Origin of the sequence: Kitasatospora sp. NPDC090091 (genome assembly GCF_044747365.1) — a bacterium.
Taxonomy (GTDB): Bacteria; Actinomycetota; Actinomycetes; order Streptomycetales; family Streptomycetaceae; genus Kitasatospora.
Genome location: NZ_JBIVDY010000003.1, coordinates 212,335 through 237,206, shown reverse-complemented (window position 1 = coordinate 237,206; position 24,872 = coordinate 212,335). Strand labels below are relative to the sequence as shown.

At 71.8% G+C, this 24,872-nt stretch carries 13 protein-coding genes; 4 read left to right on the top strand and 9 right to left on the bottom strand.

Annotation, left to right across the window (positions count from 1 at the left end):
- Window positions 1-8: 8 nt before the first annotated feature.
- The 5 genes from ACIPSC_RS06715 to ACIPSC_RS06695 form a co-directional block, all read right to left on the bottom strand.
- A complete protein-coding gene (locus ACIPSC_RS06715; protein ID WP_400823694.1) occupies window positions 9-1,358 on the bottom strand; it encodes an ABC transporter substrate-binding protein in 1,350 nt (449 codons plus the stop codon).
- The gene (locus tag ACIPSC_RS06710; protein WP_400823693.1) at window positions 1,355-2,494 is read right to left on the bottom strand and encodes a hypothetical protein; all 1,140 of its coding nucleotides are present in this window, start codon (window positions 2,492-2,494) and stop codon (window positions 1,355-1,357) included. The genes ACIPSC_RS06715 and ACIPSC_RS06710 overlap by 4 nt, the downstream gene beginning before the upstream one ends.
- Window positions 2,491-3,981: a VWA domain-containing protein gene (locus ACIPSC_RS06705; protein WP_400823692.1), complete on the bottom strand. Its 1,491-nt coding sequence runs from the start codon at window positions 3,979-3,981 to the stop codon at window positions 2,491-2,493. Before ACIPSC_RS06705 ends, ACIPSC_RS06710 begins: the two co-directional genes overlap by 4 nt.
- 56 nt (window positions 3,982-4,037) lie before the next feature.
- A complete protein-coding gene (locus ACIPSC_RS06700) occupies window positions 4,038-6,188 on the bottom strand; it encodes a tetratricopeptide repeat protein (protein ID WP_400823690.1) in 2,151 nt (716 codons plus the stop codon).
- A gap of 143 nt (window positions 6,189-6,331) precedes the next feature.
- The gene (locus ACIPSC_RS06695; protein WP_400823687.1) at window positions 6,332-8,056 is read right to left on the bottom strand and encodes a serine protease; all 1,725 of its coding nucleotides are present in this window, start codon (window positions 8,054-8,056) and stop codon (window positions 6,332-6,334) included.
- Between the two features lie 381 nt (window positions 8,057-8,437).
- Here ACIPSC_RS06695 and ACIPSC_RS06690 point away from each other — a divergent pair, with 381 nt between their 5' ends.
- Entirely contained in the window at window positions 8,438-9,586 is a 1,149-nt protein-coding gene (locus tag ACIPSC_RS06690; protein ID WP_400823686.1) for a DUF6603 domain-containing protein, read from the top strand.
- A 1,464-nt stretch (window positions 9,587-11,050) separates the two neighbouring features.
- Here ACIPSC_RS06690 and ACIPSC_RS06685 read toward each other — a convergent pair.
- Window positions 11,051-11,737 carry a hypothetical protein gene (locus ACIPSC_RS06685; protein ID WP_400823684.1) on the bottom strand — a complete coding sequence of 229 codons (687 nt, stop codon included), beginning with the start codon at window positions 11,735-11,737 and terminating at the stop codon, window positions 11,051-11,053.
- Window positions 11,738-11,992: 255 nt separating this feature from the next.
- Here ACIPSC_RS06685 and ACIPSC_RS06680 point away from each other — a divergent pair, with 255 nt between their 5' ends.
- Window positions 11,993-13,186: an RICIN domain-containing protein gene (locus tag ACIPSC_RS06680; protein ID WP_400823682.1), complete on the top strand. Its 1,194-nt coding sequence runs from the start codon at window positions 11,993-11,995 to the stop codon at window positions 13,184-13,186.
- A 190-nt stretch (window positions 13,187-13,376) separates the two neighbouring features.
- Entirely contained in the window at window positions 13,377-14,258 is an 882-nt protein-coding gene (locus tag ACIPSC_RS06675) for an LLM class flavin-dependent oxidoreductase (protein ID WP_400823681.1), read from the top strand.
- Between the two features lie 126 nt (window positions 14,259-14,384).
- Here the strand turns inward: ACIPSC_RS06675 and ACIPSC_RS06670 are convergent, their stop codons facing one another.
- Window positions 14,385-22,007, bottom strand: a complete 7,623-nt coding sequence (locus tag ACIPSC_RS06670; RefSeq protein ID WP_400823679.1) for a LamG-like jellyroll fold domain-containing protein — start codon at window positions 22,005-22,007, stop codon at window positions 14,385-14,387.
- A 724-nt stretch (window positions 22,008-22,731) separates the two neighbouring features.
- On the opposite strand from ACIPSC_RS06670, the gene ACIPSC_RS06665 reads away from it, so the two are divergent.
- A complete protein-coding gene (locus ACIPSC_RS06665; protein WP_400823677.1) occupies window positions 22,732-23,208 on the top strand; it encodes a hypothetical protein in 477 nt (158 codons plus the stop codon).
- A gap of 459 nt (window positions 23,209-23,667) precedes the next feature.
- On the opposite strand, the gene ACIPSC_RS06660 is transcribed toward ACIPSC_RS06665, so the two are convergent.
- Complete coding sequence (locus ACIPSC_RS06660; protein WP_400823676.1) at window positions 23,668-23,961, bottom strand: WhiB family transcriptional regulator; 294 nt, start codon at window positions 23,959-23,961, stop codon at window positions 23,668-23,670.
- A gap of 349 nt (window positions 23,962-24,310) precedes the next feature.
- Window positions 24,311-24,481 (bottom strand): hydrophobic protein, encoded by a 171-nt coding sequence (locus ACIPSC_RS06655; RefSeq protein WP_400823675.1) that lies wholly within the window; start codon window positions 24,479-24,481, stop codon window positions 24,311-24,313.
- Window positions 24,482-24,872: the final 391 nt, after the last annotated feature.

The following is a 24,872-nucleotide window of genomic DNA, read 5'->3' as shown; positions in this document are numbered from 1 at the left end:
CCCGGGGATTATGAGGGTGCGCAGACGGAGTTCTTCGTCGGCTGCGGATAGGCGTCGGCCTGGATCTTGTCCAGCCCGGTGAGGATCGTCGGCAGTTGGGTCGGGTCGTTCAGGTAGTCGAGCACCGCGCGGTTGAACGCGGCCGCCATGGTGCTGGGCATGCTGTCCGAGGCGTCGAAGCACAGGGTGGCGGGCGAGGCCAGCAACTCATCGATCCGGCGGGCGACGCTGCCGGGGGGCGCCATCCGCGTGGTGACGGTGCGGTTGGCGGAGAAGGCCGACTCCGGCTGCCGGTCCGGCCAGATCTGCTGGGCCTGCGGGCTCGCGAGGAAGGCCATGAACTTCTCCGCCTCGGGCGAGTCGCGGAACATCGCGACGAGGTCTCCCGACACCTCGTACGCCGGCTTCGGTGTCGGCGTCGGCTGGAACTCGGGGAACGGGACGAAGTCGTAGTCCTCTCCCGAGACGGGTTTGGCCGGTGCCGCGGGGTCCGGGGCGACGAGGGCGCCGTGTTCGAGGTAGCAGCCGGGCGGTTCGGTGAAGAGCGGATGGGCCCCCTCGCCGTAGCTGGTCAGGAGCGCGGTCAGCCGGCCGCCATGGATCGCGCCCTGTGCGGTGACGGTCCGGCCCCATTCCTGCCAGGCCGAGTTGACCTCCGGCGATGTCCACCTGAGCTTGCCGTCGACCCAGTCCATGTACGTGTCGGCACCCGACCGGTGCAGCAGGATGTCCTCGATCCAGTCGGTGCCCGGCCAGCCCGAGTTGGGCGGATCGGCCACGGCCAGGCACCAGGGCGTCTCGCCCTTCTGGGCCATCGACTGGCCGACGCCGACCAAGCCGGCCCAGCTGTTGGGTGGCTGGGGGGCGAGCCGCCGGGGGTCGTACCAGATGAGGCTCTTGACGGAGGCTTTGACCACGACGGCGTACAGAGCGCCGGGCTTGGCCTCGCCGAGGCGGTACCAGGGGGCGTAGTCGGACTTCAGTAGTTCGACGAGTCCGCTACCGAGTGTCTTGTCCTGGAACCGGTCCAGCGGGACCAGCTCTCCCTGCTGGGCGTAGGAGCGCAGCGCCCCGGGGTTCGGTAGGACAGCCAGGTCCGGCCCCTCGCCCTTCTGGACGCCGGCCCGCAGCACCTGGTCGAGCGCCCGGGTGGGGGAGGCGTGGACGGTGATGCCGGTCTCGGTCTCGAAGGCCGTGAGCACTGCCTGGAAGGAGTCCTTCTCAACGTCGGCGGTCCAGGGTGTCAGGATGCTCAGGACGCGCCGGTCGGACGAGCCGCCGAGGCAGGAGGCGGACGCCGCCAGCAGGGCGAGGACCAGAAGGAGCCGGAGAGCTGTCCGGCGCTTCCGCCGCATCATCGGCCTCCGAACCGGTACTCGTCGATGCGCGGATTCAGTGCGCGAGCGGCCGCCGCGGCTGCAGTCAGGGTCAGCAGTACGAGAACCGCCAGGCGTTCGGAGAACCAGGCGTCCGCGTCGGTGACACCGCGCGTGAACCTGGCCTCGGCCTGGGCCTGTTGGTGACCGTCCTGATCCGGCCCGACGGTCACGGGCCCGGACGTCGGCGGAGTCAGGTGGGTCCCGCAGGACGTGGCGGCCGGGCATACCCGCGCGACGATGGCGAACAGGTCCGCGTCGGCTTCGGCGGCGGCCCGGCCCGCCTGCTGCTGTGCCAGGGTGACGGCTTCCACGAACGGACCGTCCAGGGCCGAGCGCAGGTGTCCGTCCGAGGCCTGGAGCGACAGACTGCACGACAGGGCCGTCGCGGTGAGGGCGAGCACAGCGGTCGTCAACAGCAGGCTCAACCGACGCCGGAACCGGCGGCGCAGCACCGACTGTGTCCGCGCGAACAGCGCCAGCACCAGCGCGAAGGGCACCAGGAACAGCAGGACCGTGGTGCCCGCCAGCCACACCGAGCCGCGCCGGGCGGTCAGTGCCGCGCTCTCCTCCTTCCGCAGCCGGTCCAGCGTGTTCGAGACCTCCTGGTACTGCAGGGTGGCGTACCACAGGGCCGGCAGGGCCCGGGTGATCTCGCCGGTCTGCTGGTAGTCGGCGGCGGCCTGCTCGATCTCGGCGTTGTAGTTGACGACGAGCCCCTCGACGAGTTGCAGATCACTGGTGCCCGCCGGGCCCGCCACGTTGTACCCGGCCAGTTCCGCCAGGTTCTGGTTGATCGCGGCGATGTCGTTCCGGTAGCGGTCGCCGAGTCCGCCGAGGACGACGGTGTCGTGCCGGAAGCCGTGCAGCGCCACGCGTTGGGCATCCGCGAGCGCGCTGTACGCGGCCTCGGCCCGGAGCACCGCAGGGGCGGCCCGCCCGCCGGCGGCGTCGGTTCCGGCGTGTGCCTGGCCGGACACCACCAGGCACAGCGCCCCGGTCAGCAGGCTGCCCGCCACCAGCGCCCCGCGGAGCCGCCGCAGGGTGCGCGCGGTCGTGGAGGGCGTCGCCGGTTCGTCCGACACCGGTACAGGCGCCACCGCGGTGGGGGCCGTCATCCGTCCATCACCGGTGAGCTGCGGGTGAATTCGTAGTCGCAGTCGAGGTTCTCGCAGAACCGCGCGCCGGCCACCGCGACCCGGCCGCACCGCGGGCACTCGGGCCCCGGGGCCGACGGGTGCCCGGGCGCCGGGTCGGCGCGCGGCGCCGGGTTGCGCGAGAGGCCGTACGAGGTGCTGGTGACCGTGCCCATCATGGCCTGTAGGACATAGTCCGGATCCAGCTCCGGGAGGAGGCTGACCACGCCGCGTACGGCATCCTCGACCCGGACGACCTTGCCCAGTCGCCGGAGCGCGTCCTCGTTGCGCAGCTCGGTGGCCAGCGCCACGGCGCGGCCCCAGGCATCGCACGCTCCGTGGCGATCCCCCTGGCGGTACAGCGCCCCACCCCGCCATCTGAGCGTGTACAGTTCCTTCTCCCGCTCGTGGCGGCGCCGATCGGCCCCGAGGACGGTTTCCGGGGCCGGCTGGTCGAGCCAGCGCGCGCTGACCACCTCCACCGAGCTGACGGGCGTGGCCAGTTCGGTGCCGATCGCTCCGGTGACCACCTCGATGGAAGCCAGGGTCTCCGCGTCGGCGCCGACCGTCCGGTCGCCGGTCACGACGAAGGTCGCGACGTACCGGCGCGCCTCGCTGCTCCAGGGGCCGGTTGGGTAGTCGGCCGCCGCTGTTCCGGCCAGTGGCAGGCGATGGCCGATCAAGTCGGCCAGCGCCGGGTGGGCCTGTTCGAGGACCGACACCGACACTCCCGGTGCGCAGCGCACCCGCAGGGCCAGGTCGGACAGCGTGCGGCCCATGGCGGTGCGGATCAGTGCGCGGAAGTCGGAGGCCAGGTCGGCCAGGTCGGGCACCGCGTCCGCCGTGCCCTGGAGTTCCTCGGCGATCCGTCTCAGCTCGGCGGGCTCCCAGTCCGCGCCGATACCGCGGGCGTCGCAGGTGAACACGGAACGGCAGTCGGCGAGCACGGTCTCCATCGACCGCGCCGACCGGTCCTGGTGCTCGTTGCGCCCATCGGTGAGCAGGAGCGCGTGGCAGATCAGATCGCCGTGCGGTTCGAGCAGTTCACGGGCCTTGTCGAGCCAGGCGCCGATGACCGTGCCCTGGGCGCCGGGGGCGATCCGGTGGACAGCCTGCTTCGCCTCCGCACGGGTACCGGCGTTCGCCGGGGCGAGGAAGGACTCCCGAGGGTAGATCATGGTTGCCTGGTGGGTACCGGCGACCACCGCGAAGCGGGTGCCCTCGCGCAGGGTGTCGATGGCGGCGCAACTCGCCTCCTTGGCCCGTTGGAGCTTGGTGCGCGGATCGCTCATCGACCCCGATTGGTCCAGCAGGATCACCTCGGCGAACCGCGCATCGCTCGGCGGGTTCGCCGGCCGGTCGGCTGCGGTGGTCGCGACCACACTGAGGTAGACGTGCACTTCGCGTTCATCGAGGGAGCGGTACCTGTCGTAGTTGGCCTCCAGGGTGACTGTCGGTGCTTCGCTCATGTGCCAAATTCCTCATCTGTAGGGGAAGATTGACGGATGCGCCGAAGGCCTCCGGTTCACCGCGTGGTGACCGGCCTTACGGCGTTGGCCAGATCGACGAGCACGGTGTGGCGGTTCTCGTCCGGTGCCCACTTGGCGAACGCCCGATACTCCTTCTCCAGCCTCAACCGGATCTCGTGCTCCGTGACTTCGTCGTCGGACGTGGTCCGCCCCGGTCGCGGGGCGCGCCGGCGGTCGAGCCCGGCCTCCAGGATCAGGGCGGCGAGCCGACGACGCTCGGGTTCGTCCAACGGCAGTGTGGCCAGCAGCTGTTCGGCTTCGGCGAGGTCCGCGCGGTCGGGCAGGCCCTCGGGGCCCGCGTCGAGCCGCCCTGTGTGAATCCGCAGCGCGGCGATCCGCGCCGCCCGATGGTGCGGTGAGGTGTCGGGTATCTGCCTCAACGCCGAGACCGCACCGGCCCGGTCACCACGGCGGAGCCTCGTCCGGGCGTGGCCGAAGGCGGCGCTCTCGTGCCAGCTGTCGGTCCGCCACACCGACAGGTAGGCCGCCGCTGCGGCGTCGAGCTCCTCGTCGTTCGCCGCTCGGTACTCGGCGCACAGCGCCAGCGCGAGCTGCGGTGCGAGCTCACCCGGCAGCATCTGCTGGCAGGAGGTGAACATCTTCTCCGCGCCGCCGAACTGCTGCTCGGCGAGGGCTGTCAGTCCCTCATGCCAGTTGAGCCGCCACCCCGGACGCAACAGGCCTCTCGCCTGGTCCAGCGCGGCGCGCGCCGCCTCAAGGTCGTCAAGCCGCAGGTGGAGTCGACAGCGCAGCAACTCGACCTCGGGTGAGGAATCGTGGGCGGAGGCCGGGTCAGGATCGGCGTAGGAGGCGAGCTGGGAGAGGGCGACCGCCGGATCGGCGCTGACCGACGTCCTGAGGAACCCGGCGGCGGAATCGTGGGCGTCGACCAGCGGCTCGGGCAGCCTGGCCGCTGCCATGACCGGCGTGGGCGGCGCGGTGGCGAGCGGACGGCAGGTGCCCTCGGCCGCCGCCCGCAGCGCCGCGGTGCTCGTCCACCGGTCGAGCGGCGGCACCGCCCCGAGCCCGGGGTCGATCAGCGCGGTGGAGCGGGCGAAGAGCAGTGACGGAGCAGTGTACTGGGTGCCGTCGCGGGCGGAGACCAACTCGCGTAGCACGCCGCTCAGTTGGCCTGCCATCTCGGCTGCGGAGGCGAAGCGCAGCTGTGGATCGTCATTGGTGGCGCGGCTGATGAGCCGGCGCAGCGAGGTGAAGCGGGCACTGTCCGGGTCGGCGGTGTACCACCGGAAGAGCGACTCCAGGGTCCTGCCCACCGTATGGAGGTCGGTGGCGACAGTGGGCCCGGTGACCATCAGCTCCGGGGCCCTGTAGTCATCCGAGAACGCCCCGCTGCCCAGTGTCCCGGCCTCGCGCACCGCGCCGAGGTCGATCAGCTTGATCTGGGAGCCGTACACCATCAGGTTGCTCGGCTTCAGGTCGCAGAAAAGGTACTGGCTGTCGTGGAGGTACTGGAACGCCCGGAGCACGCGCAGGAGGTAGCCGATGACCTGCTCGGTCTCCAGCCGGCCGAACAGTTCCGAGTGCTCCAGGGAGTAGCCGGGTACGTACTCCATCACGAGGTAGCCGTGGTAGCCGTACTGGGACCCGCCTGCCGGCTCGTGTGTCACGAAGTCGTAGATGTCGACGATGTCGTCGTGTCTGAGCTCGATCAGGAACCGCTTCTCCTCGGCGGCCTCCTCGACCCGCGTGGGGTCCTCCGCGTCGATCAGGCCTTTGAGCGCCACTGGACGGTTGTTCAGACGCTCGTCGTAGGCGAGGTAGACCCAGCCGAAGCCGCCGTGCCCGATGCAGCCCTCGACCCGGTAGCGGTCCGAGAGCAGATCGCCCCGGCTGAGTCTCGGCACGAACGAGTAAGCCGTCCCGTCGTACGGGCAGCGCCCCTCCAACAGGCTCGGCTGGCCGTCGAGACCTGTGCCCACGGGGCGGCGGCAGGAGGGATCGGGGCAGAGCCTGCGCTCCTCCGGGATTCGCGGAGCGGCTCTGACCGCCCGGTCCGGCTCCGGCCCGGCGATCGTCGGCAGCGTGACGAGGCCCAGTCCCCACCAGGGGTCGTCGCCGAACGGGCGCGGTGGCTGTACGGGCTCTGCGGGGCGCGCGGACGGCGCCGCGCTGCGGTTTGTGCTCATCGGCACCGACCGACCCGGGGCCCGCTCCCCGGCCGGAGGCCGGCCGCCGCCCGTCGGCGCAGCCACCAGCGGCGGAAGCAGGCAGCGCCGGCAGTAGCCGGTGGCATCGAGTTCGCCCCCGCAGCCAGGACGGTTGCACTGGCTCATGCCCGTCTCCCGTCGATCTCGCGCCGAACGGCCTGGTGGTACTCCTCGACCCGGAGCTCGGCGAGCGGCAGGTCGCATCCGCCGCTGTAGAGCAGCCGCCGGGCCGCCTCGTACGACTCGCCCAATTCCTCGATCAGGCCGCGCGCCGCGGCCTCCGAGCGGTAGGCATCCAGCCGCCCCCGGGCCCGGTTGCGCCGGGCGAGCAGGGCCGTGCACTCGGTGTTCAATCGCCGGGCCCGCGCCAGTGACCGGGCGGCTGCCTCCTCGCAGGTGGCGAGTTCCCCCAGCAGCCATCCCCGGAGGGTGGATCCGGCGGCGGCCGAGCCGGTGTCCCGCAGCACCCGCAGGCGGACCGCGAGCGCCGCCGCGCCGGCGACCTGTGGCGGCGGCGCGCCGAGGATCCGCGGCGCGACGTGGTCACGGCACACCCGGGCGTCGCGCTCGGCCGCCTCGACCTCCTCGACCAACCGGTCGAGCCGGCCGAGTCGGTTGTCGAACTGCGTCTTGCCGCCGTGCCGACCGCTCGGCGAGGCGAGCGCGGCGGGCTGCCCGAGGCTCGCCGCGACCGCACTGCGGACATAGCGCGGAGGGGCGCCGTGGTAGGCGAGCAGCAGGCGCACGCCGATGCTCGGCGCCCGCGCGGCGATCGGTTCGAGCAGCCGGTAGTACAGTTCGCCGGGGTCGGCCGCAAGATCGACCGCGTTCACCACGACGACTATCGGCGAGCCCAACTCCTCCAACTGGTGGGAGAGATCATCGGTGACGCGGTCGGTCAGCAGGCTCAGACTCTCCGCGAGCTGCTCGGCGACCTGCTCTGTCGTCCGCCCGGTCGCGTCGACGGCGGCGTCCACCTCGCCCAGCTGTGGGACGGTGCCGGGCGGGGCGCCGCTGACGGTTTCGTCGGGGGCCGCCCGACGGTAGCCCGGCACCGTCAGGCCCACCAGGCGGGAGGTCAGCGCGACCGCGCCGTCACCGCCGATCGCACAGACCCCGCCCGGCCCGCCGGACGCCAGCCAGCCGATCAGGTGCCGGGTCAGCGCAAGCTGCACCGGGTCGTCCAGGATCTCCGGGACCTGCGGCGACGGCCAGTCGCTCGGCAGTACCCGCGAGGGCCGGCTCGTCAGATGCCCGTCGAGCACCGCGCTCGCGTACTTGTACAGCGTCCGGACGGCGATCATCCAGCTGCTCTCGGCGAGCGGTGCCCGGACGACCGCGATCACGCCGAGGATCTCACCGCTCGCGGCGAGTGCCGCCGCACCGCTGAACCCACGGTCGACGCGCTGCTCCAACACCGCGTCGAGCTGTACCCGCTCCCCGGTGAAGTCGTACGAGGCGATCTTCGCATTGACCAGCTGGCCGTTGTCGGTACCCGCCGGAAAGCCGAAGATTCGCACGATCTCGTCGTGCTGCCAGGTCCGCCGGATCCTCGCGCGCGGCGCGCCCGGCACCGCGGACCGCAGGGCGAGGATCGCCACATCCCCGCGCTGGTCCGGTAAGGGCGGCTGCCAGCAGCTCTCGACAACGGTCGCCGGGTAGGCGTCGTCGGGACGGCCGGCGATCCGGACCCGGACCTCGCGATCGGCTTCATGCCCGGCGTCGAGGGCCTCCTCGACCACATGTGCACACGTCAGCACGTACTCGCCGTCGAGCATCGTCCCGGCCCCGTGCACGCGTCCCCGGGTGTCCTCGATGCGCGCCAGCCAAGGATCCTCCCGCCCCATGGCGGAAAACGTTACGCCAGAAGTGATCTGACAGATAGCCGTTCAACGTGATCGGATCAGGCCGTGAACACCGCCCCGGGGCGGAAGGGGCTCGTCGGCGGTGAACGCGACCTTCGCGCTGCGCGGGCACTCGGCGGACTACGACGCCTGGGCCGCGGCCGATTGGGCCGAACGGCGGGGCCCGATGGGCCGTCAGGGTGAGCCGGTGGTGTGTCGGGCCGGCGTGGCGGGGGCGTGGACGATGCGGTTGCCACGCGGTCCCCGCAGGCCCGGGGCCGTGGCGCCCCGTCCGGGGGACCCGCCCGTGTACGGCTCACCGAGTACCACCGGCCGTCGAAACCGGCGAACCCGTGTTCCGCCGCCGCCCGAGGGGGACCGCCCGTGACCGACTCAGTCGTCGAGCTGGCCACCGGGCTGCGGCAGGCCCTGACGGACGTCTTCGGTACTCTCGCCGGACTCGCCACCGACGAGCAGCGGCGCGAGGCCCTGAAGACCGCGCTCGGGGACGTGACGCCCGGAGCCCTGCTCGGACGGCTGACGGCGCTCGGTGCCGACCAGGCCGGCCAACTCCTCCCGACGCTGGTCACCATCGTCGCCCGGGCCGTCCTGGAGGCCGCTCCGGACTGGCATCTGGAGATCCCCGGCGCGCTGCGGGTGGATGCCACACACGTCGAGGTACTGGCTCCCGCGCTGCCGTCGGAGCTTCTGTTCGGGCTCCGGGTGGGCGCCGTCCCGATCACCACCGGCGTCGAGGTGCACGGCGGGATCGACCTCGCACTCACCGTCCCCGCCGACGTGACGAAGGCGGCCCTGGTGGTCACGATCGGCGGACTGCGCCTGAGACCACCCGGCGATGCGCTGCTCGCCCTCCTCGTCCCCGGCGGCGGCCCGCTCTTCGAGGGCGACGTCACGGCGCGGGCCGACGCCAGGGGCGTCAGCTTCGACGGGGGCGGGCGTAGCGGCGTCTCGCTGCCGTTGAAGACCGTCCCGCCGATGCTGAAGGCCCCGGCGCTCTACCTCGCGCCCCGGGACGCGGCGATCCGGCTGACGCTCTCCTTCGGAGCGTCCCTGCTGGGCCTGGCGGACGCGACCGTCGAGGGGGTGGGCGCCGAGGTCGCGGTCTCCGGAACGGGCGTCACCGCCACGCCCGTTCCGGCCGACGGCATCGGTCTGCGGCTGGCGCTCGGCCCGGCCAAGGGCGCCGGCTACCTCAAGCACGACGGCGACCGGTACGCGGGGGCGATGAGCCTGGGCCTGGGCGTCGTGGACGTCAAGGCGTTCGGTGTGCTGCACACTTCGCCGTTCTCGCTCCTCGCGGTCCTCAGCGCCGAGTTCAACCCGCCGGTCGAGCTGGGACTGGCCTTCACGCTCAACGCCGTCGGCGGGATCGTGGGCGTCGGCTCCGGTGGCGGGGATGAGGCGGAGTTGGTGGGGCGGGCCGGTGCGGGGGAGGGGGAGTGGCGGCCAGACGGAGTTGAGGTCGTGGCTGAGTTGGTGGCCGTCGATGGTGATGGCGAAGCCCTGCACTGACAGAGTCGGGCCGCTTGCTGTGGCGAAGCGTGAGGTCGCCGCGTCGACGGCGACGTCGCCCAGAGGGGTGAGACCGAAGGTGAACCCGGCGGGCCCGGGGGACATCTTGAGGCGGTACCCGGACCCGGGCAGCAGTGCGAGCCGGTGCACGTCGGCCGCCAGGCTCACACCACCGGGGGTCAGTACCAGGGGGTGGCCGAGCACGGTGGTGTCCAGCGTGACGGGCAGACCCAGGACGGTCAGCCGCCGGGTGCCGCGCCCGCTCAGGAAGGCGTCAAGGGCCGGATCGAAGTCCACCGTACCGTCGCTCCGCACCGTGAAGACGAAGTCGGCCGCCGGTAGATCGTCCTGCTGAAGGTGGAAGCCGGTTCCAGCAGACAGGGAGACCGTCGGCGGTGGCGTGGTGGAGCCGTCCAGGACGTCGTGCGTACCGGCCTCCGGGACGGTGAACCGGGGCGATGTCAGCCGGGAGGTGTCGATCTCGATATCGGGCATGGCCGCTCCCCGATCGAGGACTCTTCGGCGGCTGCCCCGTCGGCCGCGCTACCTCCATGCGAGCACCCATCCCGGGGCGGGGCAACCGGGCCACCACTGCATCATGACCGTGCAATTCCCTCAGAACGGCAGTGCGCCAACGATCATCGTGCGAATTCCGGCGCGCGTGCCACGACGAACCCGAGAGTCTGCATGAGGAGGCCGCTCGGGGGGGGCATCCGACTGGTCACCTTGAGTGGGCGGCCCGGTCGCAGGCCTGGCAGACCGTCCCGGTCCCGTGCCATCTCGGCGGGTACCAGGGGTCCCCGGGGGCGGACGGCCGGTAGTCCACGACCTGCATGCGCCGGGTGTCCGTACCGCACAGTGTGTGGCCACCGGGGCTGCCAGGCGCGGACGGATCCGCCTCGGCCGCGTGCACGGCACGCACACTCTCGACATACTCCTCGCCGCTACTGCCGAGATGGTCCACCCGCCGAAGCTCGGGTTCCAGAAGCACGATCAGGCTCACCGTCCCACCATCGCGACGCAAGGAACGGCACGCACCCCGGGACCGCCGCCGGAGGGAGAGCCGGCGTCATCCGCTGATCGCCGGATGGTCCCTCAGCGCCTCGATGGCCGCTGTGCTGGTCAGGCTCCCGGTGCGATCGCGTTGATCACGCGGTCGAGGAGGCGGTCGAACACCGCTTCGGGGCTCTGGTCGCCAACTGGTGCCGTTATGGCCTGGGCCGCCATGCAACGCCGCCATGCCCGCCCGGACCTCGGCCATCCCCCCAGGTGGCGCACACCCTCGAGGACACAACCCACGAACGGACACGCCACACCACAGCGAACCTGACCAAGCCCTACTGGACACCCGTGCGAAGAAGCGACTGGGCCTGCTGGTTCGTCGCGAGGACGTGCGGGCGGGCCCGTGATGTCGGGCCCGCCGAACCGTTCTGCGAAGCGACTCCGGAACCAGGCTTGGCGGGGTCAGGCTCCCGCTTCCTTGGGCGACGTCTTGGGCTGGAGCTCGACGTCGGAGGCGTCCACGTAGTAGATGGTGCCGCCGCCGTCCCCGGCGGTGGTCTCGTAGTAGGTGTGGCCGTTCCACTTCGTGGCCCGGTGCGTGAGCTGCAGGCACTGGTCCTTGGGCCAGAACGAGCCGAGGTCCGTGACGCCGCTGACCTCGTTCCAGGACTCGACGAACGTCGTGTGCCCCACGTCGGGCCTGCCGTAGCTACGGACGTCCACCCGATAGGCGTGCGCGCCGTCCGTGGTCACCTTCGCGTCGCACGCCCGGTTGGCCGCAACATCGCGCAGCTGATCGCGGTCCAGTACGTACCCCTCCTCGAAGCCGCTCGCCTCCCGACGCACAACCCCGTACACGAACTGCTTGTAGACCGCCTTCGGGTTGTCCTGCTTCGTCTTGTACCAGTCACCGCCCCTACTGCCGACGTACCAGCCCGGCGCGAAGCGGTTCTGATCGACACTGATCAGGCACGTGTCCTTGGCAACCCTGCCGCGCGCCGTCGTGAATTCACCACTGCCGACGAGATAGCTCGCAGCCTCCTCTCCCGTCCACGCCTCGCACTGCGGCGACTCCGCCCTGGAAGCGCCCGGCCCGGCGGTCTCCGCCGCTGCCGGCACCCCCGCCACCGCGACAGCGACACCCACCACAGCGGAAGCGAAGAACCTATGCACCTTCATACACACCCCAACGTGACACAAACCGACATGACATCGGATCAACCCTCACAGAACCGAAAGGTTGCGGCCGGCCACACGAAAGCCCGGCACTCTGCCCCCCACGGCACACCCACGTGGCGCACCTGCCTCACGCCACCGAGGCGAATTCGCCCGGGAACGGTGCCGGCGCGGGAGACTCTCGCGTGGTGCGCCCCGGTGGGGCCGGGCGTGTGGGAGGTTCGTGTCATGGACGAGCGCTGGCCCACGGGCCGTTTCGAGTTGCGGCTGATGGAGTACGAGAACCGGCTGGATCTGCTGGCCGGCGCGACGGCCGACGGCCTGCCGGTGACCCTCTCCCCGGACCGCGGCGTGGACGAGCAGCAGCGCTGGTACGCCGACCCGGTCTCCTCACGGCAGGTGCTCGTACGGCACGCGGCCAGCGGGCTGTGCCTGACCGCCGACGACGCCGCGACCGGGGCGCGGCTGCGCCTCGCCCCGGCGCGGCGTGAGGGCGAGCCCGGGTGGGGGCTGCAGCTGTGGACGCTCGCCCGGCACACCTGGGACCAGACACTCGACGGGAGCCTGGTGGACCGCTGCCAACTCCTGCATCTGGGTTCCGGCTCCCAGGTCGCCGTGCGGGGAAGGGACGTGGTCCTGGCCAGGGCGCAGGAGGAGTCGGCCACCGCCTGGCTTCCGCCGGTCGACGACCCGAAACTGGCCGATGCGCTGTGGACGCCGCCGGCGATCGGACCGGAAGCGCCGGAGGAGGCGTTCCAGGCCCGCACCGCCCGTGCGACGCCTGTGTACCGGCAGGTCTCCGGCAGCGGCGGCTGGCGGATGGAGACCGCTTCGACCACTGGCGGACAGGTCCTGGAAGAACACGTCCTCCCGGCCGGCACCGGTCTGAAGACGGTGGATCAGAACAAGCCGGTCCGCGGCTGGTTCACGGTGCGAGGCGACGACTGGCTCCCGGCCAGGCCCGACGAGGTCGGCGCGGTCCTGAAGACCTTCTACCGGGCCACGGCGGGACGGCGGGCCGGCTGGGTGGACGCCGACGCGCTGTGCGACCTGGTCGCCAACGCCGACTTCGACGCGGAGATCGTCAGACCCGGCGCCCTGCGCTGGCGCGCGGACGTGCGCGCCTACGGCTGGCCCGACCTGTCGATGAAGGTCTACGTCGTGGTCTGGAACGAGATCGACGGCTTCCTCCACAGCGACCTCGACGGTCACTTCACCCTCGGCCACGGCGTCAAACTCACCCACCAGGGTGCCCAGGACTCGTACAGCCTGCGCACCGTGCTCAAGCAGGCCAAGTGGCAACGCGGCGGCTCCACCCGCAAGACCTTCTACGAGACCACCGACACCAGCGGCGGTCACCGCTACTGGGTGGACGCCGACGACATCGAGCTCCGCAACCCGAACAGCCGATCCAACCCCTGACAGCCACGCCGGGGCGCACGCTCGGGCCTGCGCCCCGGCGTGGCTGTCACCAGCGCCCCGGTGACGACACGCCCGACGGCGGCGTGAGGTGCCCGGAAGCCGATCCGCGGCGATGGTGGAGGGAGCGGTGCGCCAACGCGGCGCCAGGACACTCGGACCGGCCCAACGGCGGGTCGCCAGGGAGACTGCCATGTCCCTTCCCGTGCTGTTCGGAGCCAACGTCGACCCCGTCTGGGCGGACCCGGGGCAGCCGCTCCGGATCACCCGGCAGGCGGAGCAGGACGGCCTCGACCTCGTCACCGTCCAGGACCACCCCTACCAGTCCGCGTTCTACGACGCGTGGACGCTGATCAGCTACCTCGTCGGCGCCACCCGGAGCATCACTCTCGTGCCCACCGTTGCCAACCTGCCGCTCAGACCGCCCGCGATGCTCGCGAAGTCCGCGGCCAGCCTCGACGTGCTCGCTCCCGGCCGGATCCAGCTCGGCCTCGGCGCCGGCGCCTTCTGGAGCGCCATCGTGGCCATGGGCGGGCCACGTCGGCCGGCGAAGGAGGCCGTGGCGGCGCTCGACGAGGCCATCGACGTCATCCGGCTCATGTGGAGCGGCGAGCGCTCGGTGCGGTTCCCCGGCGAGCACTACACCCTCGCCGGCGTCCATCCCGGGCCCGCCCCCTCGCCAGACCTCGGCATCTGGCTCGGTGCCTACGGCCCCCGCATGCTCGCGCTCACGGGTCGCAAGGCGGACGGCTGGACAGCCTCGTACGGATTCCTCGGACTCGACCGGCTCGGGGACGCCGTCGCGCGGATCGACGCGGCCGCGCACGAGGCCGGCCGGGACCCGGCGTCGCTGCGCAAGGTCTACAACCTCAACGGCCTGATCGGACCTGCCGAGTCCACCGAGCCCTTCCAGGGCGACGCGCGGCAGTGGGCCGGCCGGCTGGTCGCGCTCGTCCACGATCACGGGATGAACGGGTTCGTGTACTGGCCCGAGGCCGACCACCTGCGCCAGCTGACCGTGTTCGCGCAGGAGGTGGTACCAGCGGTGCGCGCGGCGCTGGCGGAGGGGCGCTGACCACGCGCACCGGTCGCGTTCGTCCCGTTCGTCGCGCAACAGGCCGGATCCCCGGCGCGCAGCCGGATCCGTCCGGTCGAGGGGCAGGCCCTCGACCGGACGGCGCGTGGTGGTGCTCTCGGAGTGTCAGCCCTCCACGCCGTAGTACTGCGCGAGGAACTCGATCACCCCCTCCGCGTGCGGGGTCAGTTGCGGCAGGTGGGTGGACAGGGCGGTGCGCACGGCGTCGGCGAGTTCGGTACGGCCGGTGGCCGCGGTCTTGACGTAGGGGTCGAGGTGGCGGACGAGCTCGTAGTTGCTCTCCAGGTCGAGCTCCCGCATGGCGCGCTGGAGCGGCGGCGCGCCGACGGGCGGCACGGGGGGCAGGAGCCTGCTGACGAACGTGACGCGGTGCAGGACGCGCCAGCACGGCGGCTTGCGGTCCGTTCGGCGGACCTCGCGCAGTGCGCTCGCGTTCGGGTCCGTGCCGTGGTCCAGCCACCGCGGGTCGACGACCTTGTGGAAGAAGGTGTCGAAGTGCTCGGTGTCCTCGCCGAGGTAGAAGCTGAGGAACCGGTACGCGTCGACCTTGCCGGGGGTGTTGACCGGTTTGCCGTCCGCGTCGTACACGGGCTTGCGGCTGGTGTCGTACTTCTGGAGGTTCCCGGAGGGCGCGCAGACCACGGTCAGCCCGAAGGAACGGGTGGCCTGTCGGCCGCGGGCCCTGGTGGCGGTCATGCCGCCGCCGATGGAGGCGTCCAGTTGGGCGTTGACGCCGACGCCCATGACGTCGAAGGAGGTGCCGATGGAGGTGCCCACGGAACCGGAGAACGAGTACGAACCGGAGGTCGTCTCGCTCACCGCGTCGGTGGTCTCGGTGGTCTCGGCGAAGAATCCGCCGTCCGCCGTCCACACGTAGGTGTTGACCAGGTCGCGGCGGGAGAAGCCGGCGCCGGTGCTGCTGTCGGCGGTGTCCCTGCCCCGGCCGGGCGAGGCGTCGCTCCCGATCGCGCCGCCGAGCACCCGGCCCGCCCGTTCGGCCGTGGGGTCGGGCGCGTGCGTCTCGGTGGAGACGGTCTCGTAGTAGCTGCGCAGCCGTTGCTGCTCGCGCTGGATGCGGCGCTTGATCGCGTACGCCTCGCGCGGCTTGTAGTAGCTGTACTCGCCGTTGTCCCGGGTGCCGGCGTAGTCCGGGTCGAGGACCTTGCCGCGCTCGTCGAAGCCGACGGCGCCGTCGAGCGTGCCCTGCTTGGTGTAGCGGGGGTTGAGGGGGAAGGGGACGACGTTCCAGTCCCTGGGGATGTCCGGGTTGGGCTGGATGCGGTAGGAGACCAGGGCTCCGCTGTGGGCCAGGCGCAGGGCGAAGACGTCGGCGGTCTGGGACTGGACCAGGGCGAAGCCCGTGTTGGCGGGCACGTAGCGGCGGCCGAGCGCCGCGTTGAGCGGCTTGAGCGGGTCCTCCCAGCTGCCGGCGAGCTCCACCTTCATGGCGCGGGCGGTGTTCTCGCCCTGGGAGACGCTCGTCTCCTCGGCCCAGCTGTTGGAGAACTCGAGGGTGCCGCGCACCCCCGCCGACACCTTGGCCTTGACCATGGACTTGGCGACGCCGAAGCCCAACGGCGCGGTGATCATCCACATGTCGACGTCGACCTCGTTCGACAGGGCGAAACCGAAGGCCGCGTCGACGCTGCGCTCCTTGGCCGACGACAGGGAGTGGACGACCTCCTCCGCCTCGGTGAACTCCACCGAGGAGACGCTGTCGTAGCCGGCGCTGTCGGGGTCGACGGTGTTGGGGGTGAGGTTCTCCGACGGCACCGGCGGCGCGCCCTCGACGTAGCCGATCAGCTGGGGGTCGAACTGCACCTGGCCGACCCACTCGCTGACCAGGTTGCCGACCTTGTAGCCGGTGACCAGGTGCCAGCGCCCCTCGCGCAGGTAGCCGTAGGCCCGCTTGAGCACGCCGAAGGCCTCGCCCTTGGCCGAGTACTGCATGTCGGCGTACTCGGCGACGGACGGGGCGCCGGTGATCCGCTCGTGGAAGGGCGTGCGCATGGCCGCGAGCGCCGACCGGACCTGCGCGGTGTCGCTGGAGACGGGTGCCGTGGACAGTACGGCCGCCGGGCGGCGCGGGGCCTCGGGCACGGTCAGGTGGTTGCCGCGCAGGCCCTCGTCCTGGACGAGCCGGGTGCTCCCGTCGGTGGAGGCGTCGTCGAAGGACCAGTAGGCGATCAGGTCCTCCTTCTCGCCCTTGAGACGGGTGAAGAGGTTGTCGAGGACCTGCTCCTGGGTACGGGCGGTGCGCCAGACCCGGACCTCCTCCAGGACGCCGTGGAACGCCTGGGTGGCCCGGCCGTCCTCGAGTCGGGCGCCGAGGGTGAACGCCCGGTCGCCGTAGCCCGCGAAGGCCGCGTTCTCCAGCGGGTCACAGGCCACCGAGACCCCGTTGCGGTACAGGCGGAAGAGGCTGCCGCGGGGGTCGGGGTTGCGGGTCCAGCGGGCGCCGCGCAGCCGCGCCGGGTGGGAGCCGCTGGTGTCGGCCGCGGTGCTGCCCGCGTTCTCCTCGAAGCGCCACTGCGCGGTCAGGCCGCGGTCATGCGCGGAGACGGAGGAGCCCAGTCGAGCCGCGTCCCGTGCCGTGCTCCACAGTCGGACCTCGGAGACGACACCGGTCAGCGCGTGGGTCTCCAGGCCCTCGCGGGCCCGGCCGATGTCGAGCGTGCCGGAGTTGCCCCGGGCGCCCAGCCCCTCGTAGCGGGCGGTGCCGGCCTCGCGGCCGTCGACGAAGAAGCGGATGTCCTGCCAGTGCCGGACGTCGACCGACTCCACCAGCTCGACGTTCTGCTGGACGGGTTTGCCGTCGGCCCCCGTGGTGGTGATCTCCTTGCCGCCCTTGTGCTCCTGCATCGACCGGCCGCTCTTGCGGACGACGGCAAGGCGGTGGAACGCCCCGGCGCGCACGGCCTGGGAGGAAACGAACCGCACCAGCCTGCCGTCGGGTTCCTCGAAGCCGAACTCCAGCTTCCCGTCGGGCAGGAGCAGCAGCCGGTAGGGGACGCTTCCGCCGGAACCGTCGGCGGCACGGCCCTTGGAGACCAGGCCCTGGGGCGCGCCGAGGGCGTCGACGCGGCAGAAGACCTCAAGGGTGAGGTCGTCGGTGATGTCGAGGGCGTCGTCGTCGGGTACGTCGAGGTGGGCGCCGTCGCTCAGTTCGACGGCCCAGGACTGTTCGTAGGCGACGGCGAGGTGCGCCCACTCGTGGAGAGGGAAGGCGGCCCGGGTGGCCACCAGCCGGTCGCCGACGCCGGCGACGACGTGGTAGGCCGCCGCACCCGCGGTGTCGAGCGCCGCGGGTGCCGGCGTCGTGGTGACGCCGCCGCGCAGGACGACGTGCCGCTCCCGGCCGGAGCGGTCGAGGACCCCCGGCTGGCCGTTCACCTGGTCGACCGGGCCGGCACAGGGCCAGTAGCCCGTCAGATCCGTCTCCTCGCCGGTCAGCCGGCGGTTCTTCAGTTCCCGGACCTGAGCGGCGGTCCGGGCGGTCTCCCAGAGCCGGACCTCGTCCATCTCGACGGCCGCGTAGTCGGGGACCCAGCCGGCGAAGTGGCTTCCGAAGCTGAAGACCCCGTCTCCGAGGTAGGGGCCGGTCGCGGTGCGCCGGGCCTCCTCGACGCCGTCCCGGTAGATCACCTGCTCCCGGGTGGCAGCATCGAAGACGCAGGCCCAGTGGTGCCAGTCGGTGTCGTCGTAGCCGTGCGGGGTGGTGAGGTCGTCGCCGTAGAAGGCGAAGGTGAAGGCACTGGTCTGGCGGAAGCCGATGTGCAGGCTGCCCCTGGCGCTGCCGTGTGACGTGCCATGCCCGACGAGGAACTGTGCCCGGCCGTCCCACGCCGTCGTGCGCCGGGCCCAGAACTCCACCGTGAAGTCCTGTCGGGCGAGGCTGAACCCGTGTTCGGTCAGGGCGACGCCGCTCCTGCCGTCGAAGGCGAGGGCGGGCACGACGGGAGCGGCCGGTGCGAGGAGCCCGAGGGTGTAGGGGGCGTCACCGGCGCCGGCGTGGATGATCCTGGTGGCGCCGGAGGCCTGCTCGGGGCTGACCCACGCCTCCAAAGTCAGGTCACGGTTCGTCGTCACCCGGTCCAGCTGGGCCGGCGGCAGGGTGAGGACGGTTGCCTGTCCGTCGAAGGAGTAGGCCCGGCCCGGGGAGTCCGCGCGCCATCGGCAGCCCTGCCCGGTGACCAGGTCCGCCGCCTCGCCCAGGGGGATCTCGTGGGCCCCCGCCGGGTCCGCGACCACCAGCCGGGAGCCCGCGTAGGGCGGGCTGCCCGGAAGGTTGGAGTAGGCCTGCCGGTGGTCGTAGCGCAGGCGCTGGACGACCTCGCCCGGCTGGGGCTGGGGCCCGCCCTCACCGTCGTCCAGGCGCACGGTGACCGCCCCGGCCGCGTGGTCCTTCTCCGTGAGGTAGAGGTGGCCGCCGACCGTGACGGGCGTCCCTGCCGGCAGGGCGACCGGGAGGGGTTCGGCGAGTTCGAGGACGCCGCCGGCGATGTTGCCGGAGCGACCGCCGGAGAGCATCCGGAAGGTCGCGTCGAAGGACTTCACCGCGCCGATCCGGACGGGTTCCTGTGCTGTGCCGTTGACGATGGCGGCGAAGTCCGCGGCGCGGCGGGGCAGCCGCTCCCAGGTCTCGACCTCCTGGCCGTGCTCCACGGTGAGGTCGCACAGGTCGGGCCGGGTGCCCGGTGTGATGCGGATGGTGACGGAGTCCAGCGGGGTGCCGGCGTCGCGGGCGGTGAAGGTGATCGCCTTGCCCGGTCCCTCCGACAGCCGGCGCGAGGAGCGGGCGACCGTGGTGACGTAGTAGGCGGCGAAGAACTGCCCGTTGGCGCCGCGGAAGTACAGCACGACGTTGCCGGTGGCGCTGTCGAGCAGGTACGGGCGGTCGGCCGAGCGGGCGAAGGCCAGCAGCGCGCCGGAGCAGCTCAGTCCGGTGCGGTCGAGGGAGAGCCGTGGTACGGGCAGCGCGACGTCGTTCGCCCCCTGGAGACCACCGGTGAGCCGCGCCAGCTCCTCCCGCTTCGCGGTCAGCTCCGCCCGGTGCGCGGCGATCTCGCGCCGACGCTGCTCCAACAGCTCGTTCTTCGGGCGGAGTTCGTCGAGCTGCCGGTCGAGCGCGGCCACCCGCTGGGCCGCGTCGCGGATGTCGGGGTGCCCGAGGTCGTGGAGGGACACCCGCTCGACGGCGATCAGGCCTTCGCCGGACTCGGCGGCCCTGTCGGCCTCGTACTGGACCACTCGGTCACCGAGCCGGTCGGGGGCGCAGACGGCCCGCTCGCTGTGCCGGTTGACCAACGTGCAGTAGCCGTCGGCGCGTTCGTGGATGCCGAACAACGTGTTCCAGTGGTTCGGCAGGCGCGGCCAGATGATGAGTGGGGCGTCGTCGTCCCGGCGATCGCCGGCGACGTTCATGTCCCTGCCCGCGTTCAGGTTCTGCAGGTAGTGGAGCATGGAGCCGTTCCAGGACGACCCCGGGTACAGCACGGAGGCCCACAGCGCGGACTTCGCCTCCGGGTCGGAGGTCCGCACCAGCGGCGTCTCGTCGCCCGTCCCGTCACCCCGCACGGCGAGGTACTGCGGCTTGCCGTCCCGGGCGTTCTTGAAGCGCAGCCGGAACGCCCAGCCGGTGATGTCCTGCGACCTGGCGTGGTAGATCTCGCGCTGACGCTCCAGCTCCGGCAGGTCGGTGCTCTGCCGGGCGAGGTCGGCCGCCTCGGCCTCCTTGGCCGTGACGTCCTGCACCAGCTGGCGGATCCGGGTGTCCAGTTCGCTGATCGTCTCGACGTCGGCGGTGCCGTCCGGCGCGGTGAGCACCGGCAGCGCCAGCTCGTCCGGGACGTCGGCGAGCCGCCCGTCGCGCCCCACCCCGAAGTCCACCGTGACCAGGTACGCCTGGTCACTCGTCCCACCGGTCCTCGGGTCCGGCCCGGTGGTCGCGTACGAGAGCAGTACGCGGGCCTGGCGCTTCGCCGGCTTGGGATCCCTGTCGTAACCCGCGCTGGTGGACTCCTGCTGGTGGTAGAGGACGGCGGAGAGCCCCGAGACAGCCGTCCGTCCGGTCACGGCGAAGCTGTCCCGGCGCACGCCCGGGTGGTCGCCGACGGGCGCCTCGGACGTCACCCACCTCGGGCCGCCCACGAGTTCGCCGTGTCGGGCGTGATCGGTCTGGTCGTGCAGGCGGGTGCCGGACCCCTCGTCGAAGCGGTAGTACGCGACGAGACCCGGGTCGTTTCCGATGAGGCGCACGCCCTGGTCGCGCTTGAGCTCCTCGGCGGTGCGGGCACGGTCCCAGATCCGGACCTCGTCCAGTTCGGCGCGGGCGCTGCCGAACAGCAGGGCCTTGCCCAGCAGCAGCGGTCCGGTTCCGGCGTAGCCGCCGTCGGTGGTGCGGGTGGCGACCTGCTCACCGTCGCGGTAGATGCTCTGGCGGCGCGTCGCGTGCTCGAAGACGCAGGCCCAGTGGTGCCAGCCGGTGCCGCCGGTCCGGGCGTCGGAGTTGAGATCGTCACCGTAGAAGGCGAAGGTGAAGCGGTCGTCGGAGCGGAAGCCGATGTGCAGCGAGCCGCGGACCGTGCCGGCCGGGTCGCCGTGGCCGACGAGGTACTCCTCGCGCCCGGTCGCGGTGCGCCGGGCCCAGAGCTCGACGGTGAAGTCGCGGCGGAGCATTCCCGGTGCGTCGGTGACGCGGACGTGGGCGTCGCCCTGGCCGAAGGCGAGTGCGGTCTCCGCGTGGCCCTCGGCGCTCGTCGCGGGGACCAGCGGCTGCCCGGTGAACGGGCAGGTGCCCGGGGCGGGTTCGTGGACGGCGTCGCGGTGGGCCGGGTCGGGGCTGGTCCAGGCCCGGGTGCCCTGGAGGTTGAACAGGCCGTCGCGGCCCTGCTCGACGCTGAAGGAGTCGATGCGGCCGCTGGCGTCGTTGTGCGCGAAGATCTGCCAGCGCTGCTGTCCGTGCACGGCGGTGGGGACGAGCAGGGCGGTGAAGCGTCCGCCGGACAGCCTCCGGACGAAGGACAGCACCTGCGTCGGTTCGTGGAAGGGGTGACCTTCCATGTCGGTCGTGCCCAGGCTGTCCTTGGCCGAGTCAGGGCGGGTCCGGTGGCGGCTGCGGCGGAAGCGAGCCTCCAGGACGGGCTTGAGCTCCCCGCACACGAGGAGGAACCGGTCGCACAGGAGCGTGTCGGCCACCAGCGGCACCATCGCGCCCGCACTGTCCTTGGCGTGGTCGCCGCGGCCCCGGTCGCCGGAGGTGCCGCCCCCGGCCAACCGGTGGACGGCATCCGGGTGGTCGGCGCCGATGGACTGGCGCAGTACGACGAGGTGCGTGCCGTCCGACACGGCGTGGAAGGGGACGGGGGCCGTGAGGCGGGCCGTGGTGGACAGGAATGGGTCCACCTCCTCCTCGTCCAGCCGTTCTCCCGGAGCCGCCTCGATCCGTCCGCCGTTCTTGACGACCGGCAGTGCCGTGGCTCCGGCGACGGCGTATCCGGTGTCCGTGACCTCGGAGGGGAATCGCAGCGGGAGCGGATTCTCCGACCAGTAGGCGGTGTCGAGCTCGCCCTTGGTCTCGTCATGCCGGGACAGGTCCAGCACGCTGTAGACGATCCGCCGTTGGTCATCCATGGCCAGGGCCACCGTGGTGCCCTGGTGCCGGACCGTGGTGGTGTGGACGTAGGTGCGGTCGCTGTAGACCTTGAGCAGGTGCTGCTCGCCGGACAAGGAAACTCCTCGAAGGATCTCGGTGTCAGAGAGTCGGATCGCGGAACAGAGGGCGGGACCACGTGGGAGCCGCTGTCGGCCGGGCACGCCGATGAGGACCGGGTCGTGGAAGTCAAACGTGAGCGAAGTGTGACGCATCGTCAAGAACACGTTTCGTGCCCGAATGGCCGGTAGGAGAGTGACCCGGTGCTCGCCGAGCGGCCCGCTGCACACGTCGTGCCCGGCGACCAGCGAGGATCATCCGATCGCCCCGTTCCGGCTCGGCTCACCCCCGCCCGGGGAAACTCACCTGCACGAGTGATCGCCGCGTACCCGATGGCCGCAGCCGACCGACCCGAGCGGCGACCTCCGAACGGCCTCCGGGCGAGGCCCGGCCGGACCGGGTCGCGGGAGGTTCGCGGGAGGTTCGCGAGGGTCGAACCCCGCCCATGCTTGTCGGATACATGTCCGTCACGCGAAATTCACAGGCCGGGGTCTACTCGCATAGAAGGCATCGCGTCATCCTGGTGCCGTACCGCTTCCCGCGCAGTTCCCCGTGCGCACCGCAGTACCCGTCTCCACGTCAGTAGAGCCTGTACGGCGCGGGATCCGCCTGTCGTCCCGTCACCCACCGATGAGAACAGGCCCGCTGACGCGGGCTGCCGGGAAGCCGGCGAACTCGATCAGGGCCGGGCGGATCATTCACCCCCCGGCCCGAGGTCCACCACCCTCACCGGGAGAGCAGATGAAGCTGCGCACCGTACCCACCGTCATCGCCCTGGCCCTGGTCGGGCTCGCCGTCTCGGCGCCCCCGGCCGGTGCCAGCGGCACCAAGTTGTCGCAGTCGACAGCCGCCGCCCAGTTCAGGAACGCGGGCATCACCTGGAGTTCCAGCGGCGGCTGCACCACCCGGTCCAACTCCACCTGCACATCGTTCGAGCAGATCAACTCCGGCACGGTGAACACGATCATCACCCTGAAGCAGGCCAGCGGCTGTGCCCTCAACATCACAGGCGGCACCGAGGTGGGCCACGCCTCCGGCACCTACAGCCACTACAACGGCTACAAGGTCGACATCTCCCGCAACTCCTGCATCGACGGCTACATCCAGAACAGCTTCACCTACATCGGCTACCGGGGTGACGGCTACCCGCAGTGGAAGGCCGCCTCGGGCAACCTGTACTGCAATGAGGGCAGCCACTGGGACATCCTGGTCTACTGACGCCGGCCTCCGGGGGCGCCGGTCCGGCGCCCCCGGAGACGTGTGCGTGCGGAACCCCGAGAGCCGGCTCGTGAGACTGTCGAAGGATCCCTGCCGCCGGGCCGTCCCCGCTCTTCGAGCGGCCTACCCGTTCGGCGGGCCCGCTGCGCCCCGCCTGACGGCCCTGGTGCCCGCGGATCCTGCCGGGGGTACGGATTCGCGACCAGCGGCGATGGCGATGGCGGTGACAGGAAATTCTTCGGTTCGGACCCTCTGAAATGACGGTGGCTCACCGTCCCGAGCCGAAGGATTTCCGGTCCAGCCCTGGCGGTGGAACGCGGCGGTGGACCGCCGGCTGGGCCGTCTCCGCTAGGCGGAGACGACCTCATCATCTCCGTGACGGCGTGCCATTCGTCGTTGACGGGGGCGCGCACCGGGGGCATGACAGGAATTCCGCCGTAGTTGGAGATTCATGTGCAGCTAGGCTGCCGATTGGCGGTGTCGCGGCGCGAGCAGTAGGTACCGCTCGTCCTCGCTCAGCCCGCCCCAGACCCCGTAGGGCTCGCGTGTGGCGAGGGCATGACGCCGGCACTCGATGCGAACCGGGCAGTCGGCGCAGACCGCCTTCGCGGCTTCCTCCCGGGCCTTGTGTGCAGCTCTCCGCTCACCGCTGGGGTGGAAGAACAGGGTGTTCTCGACCTGACGGCAGGCGGCCTCCAGCTGCCACTCCCAATGGTGGTCGTAGGCTCCGGGCAAGCGCGAAACGTCCCTCATCGGCGGTGTCCTTTCTGCGGGCGGACAGGAGCATGTCGTGGTTCGTTTGGCCGGGATCCGGCCTTTCATTCACCGCGGCAGCAGATGTTTGCCCGAACCGGTGCCAGGTCGGCGGTGATGTCCACCGACCTTCTGAACTCGCCGCTGGGGAATGAAATGTGACGGTTGACAGGGGAGCCTGTGAACCAGCTGGGCGCGGTCGCAGTTCGACGTCGGGGTGCAGACGGGCGACGGTCCAGACACGCTGGCGCCGGGCTGCTCGGGCCGAGCACGCCGGGATGTGACGGTGCTTCAGCGGATGTCGTCGGGAAGCCGGCACGGCAGCGGCTGGGTGGGTGCCGCAGCGGCCCTACCAGCGGTACCAGCGACCGCGAGAGCCTGCGGCGGTGGTGCCGCGCGCGATGAAGCCGAGCAGCCACAGCACGAAGACGATGAGAGCGACCCACCACAGCACCTTCAAGGCGAAGCCGAAGCCGAACAACAGAAGGGCCAGCAGCAGGACGAGGACGAGCGCGAGCACGAGGACTCCTCACGATGGAAGAACACGATCTGTGTGAGCTGCCGACTGCCCCGATCCGACTCGTCCATGTGCTTTCCGGCACCAGTGAGTTGTTAGTGCCCGGCCCATGCGGGCAGCAGTGGGGGAGACGTTGGCTCAGGGAGTCGGGGGTACACGGGAGCTGACGACGGCCATGGCCGCGAGATCGGTGGTGGGGGGGGGGGGGGGGGGGGGGGGGGGGGGGGGGGGGGGGGGGGCGCCCGGGGCGCCCCGGCGGGGCGGGGGGGGGGCGCGGCGGCGCGGGGGGGGGGGCGCCGGGGGGGGGGCCGGGGGGGGGGGGCCCCCGGGGGCCGGCCGGCCCCCCCCCCCCCCCCCCCCCCCCCCCCCCCCCCCCCCCCCCCGTTCGCCTGCG

Coding starts and splice junctions, on each gene's coding strand:
- ACIPSC_RS06705 (WP_400823692.1), bottom strand. CDS start 3,981: ATGAGCGAAGCACCGACAGTCACCCTGGAGGCCAACTACGACAGGTAC.
- ACIPSC_RS06715 (WP_400823694.1), bottom strand. CDS start 1,358: ATGATGCGGCGGAAGCGCCGGACAGCTCTCCGGCTCCTTCTGGTCCTC.
- ACIPSC_RS06665 (WP_400823677.1), top strand. CDS start 22,732: ATGAAGCTGCGCACCGTACCCACCGTCATCGCCCTGGCCCTGGTCGGG.
- ACIPSC_RS06710 (WP_400823693.1), bottom strand. CDS start 2,494: ATGACGGCCCCCACCGCGGTGGCGCCTGTACCGGTGTCGGACGAACCG.
- ACIPSC_RS06695 (WP_400823687.1), bottom strand. CDS start 8,056: ATGGGGCGGGAGGATCCTTGGCTGGCGCGCATCGAGGACACCCGGGGA.
- ACIPSC_RS06700 (WP_400823690.1), bottom strand. CDS start 6,188: ATGAGCACAAACCGCAGCGCGGCGCCGTCCGCGCGCCCCGCAGAGCCC.
- ACIPSC_RS06660 (WP_400823676.1), bottom strand. CDS start 23,961: ATGAGGGACGTTTCGCGCTTGCCCGGAGCCTACGACCACCATTGGGAG.
- ACIPSC_RS06675 (WP_400823681.1), top strand. CDS start 13,377: ATGTCCCTTCCCGTGCTGTTCGGAGCCAACGTCGACCCCGTCTGGGCG.
- ACIPSC_RS06680 (WP_400823682.1), top strand. CDS start 11,993: ATGGACGAGCGCTGGCCCACGGGCCGTTTCGAGTTGCGGCTGATGGAG.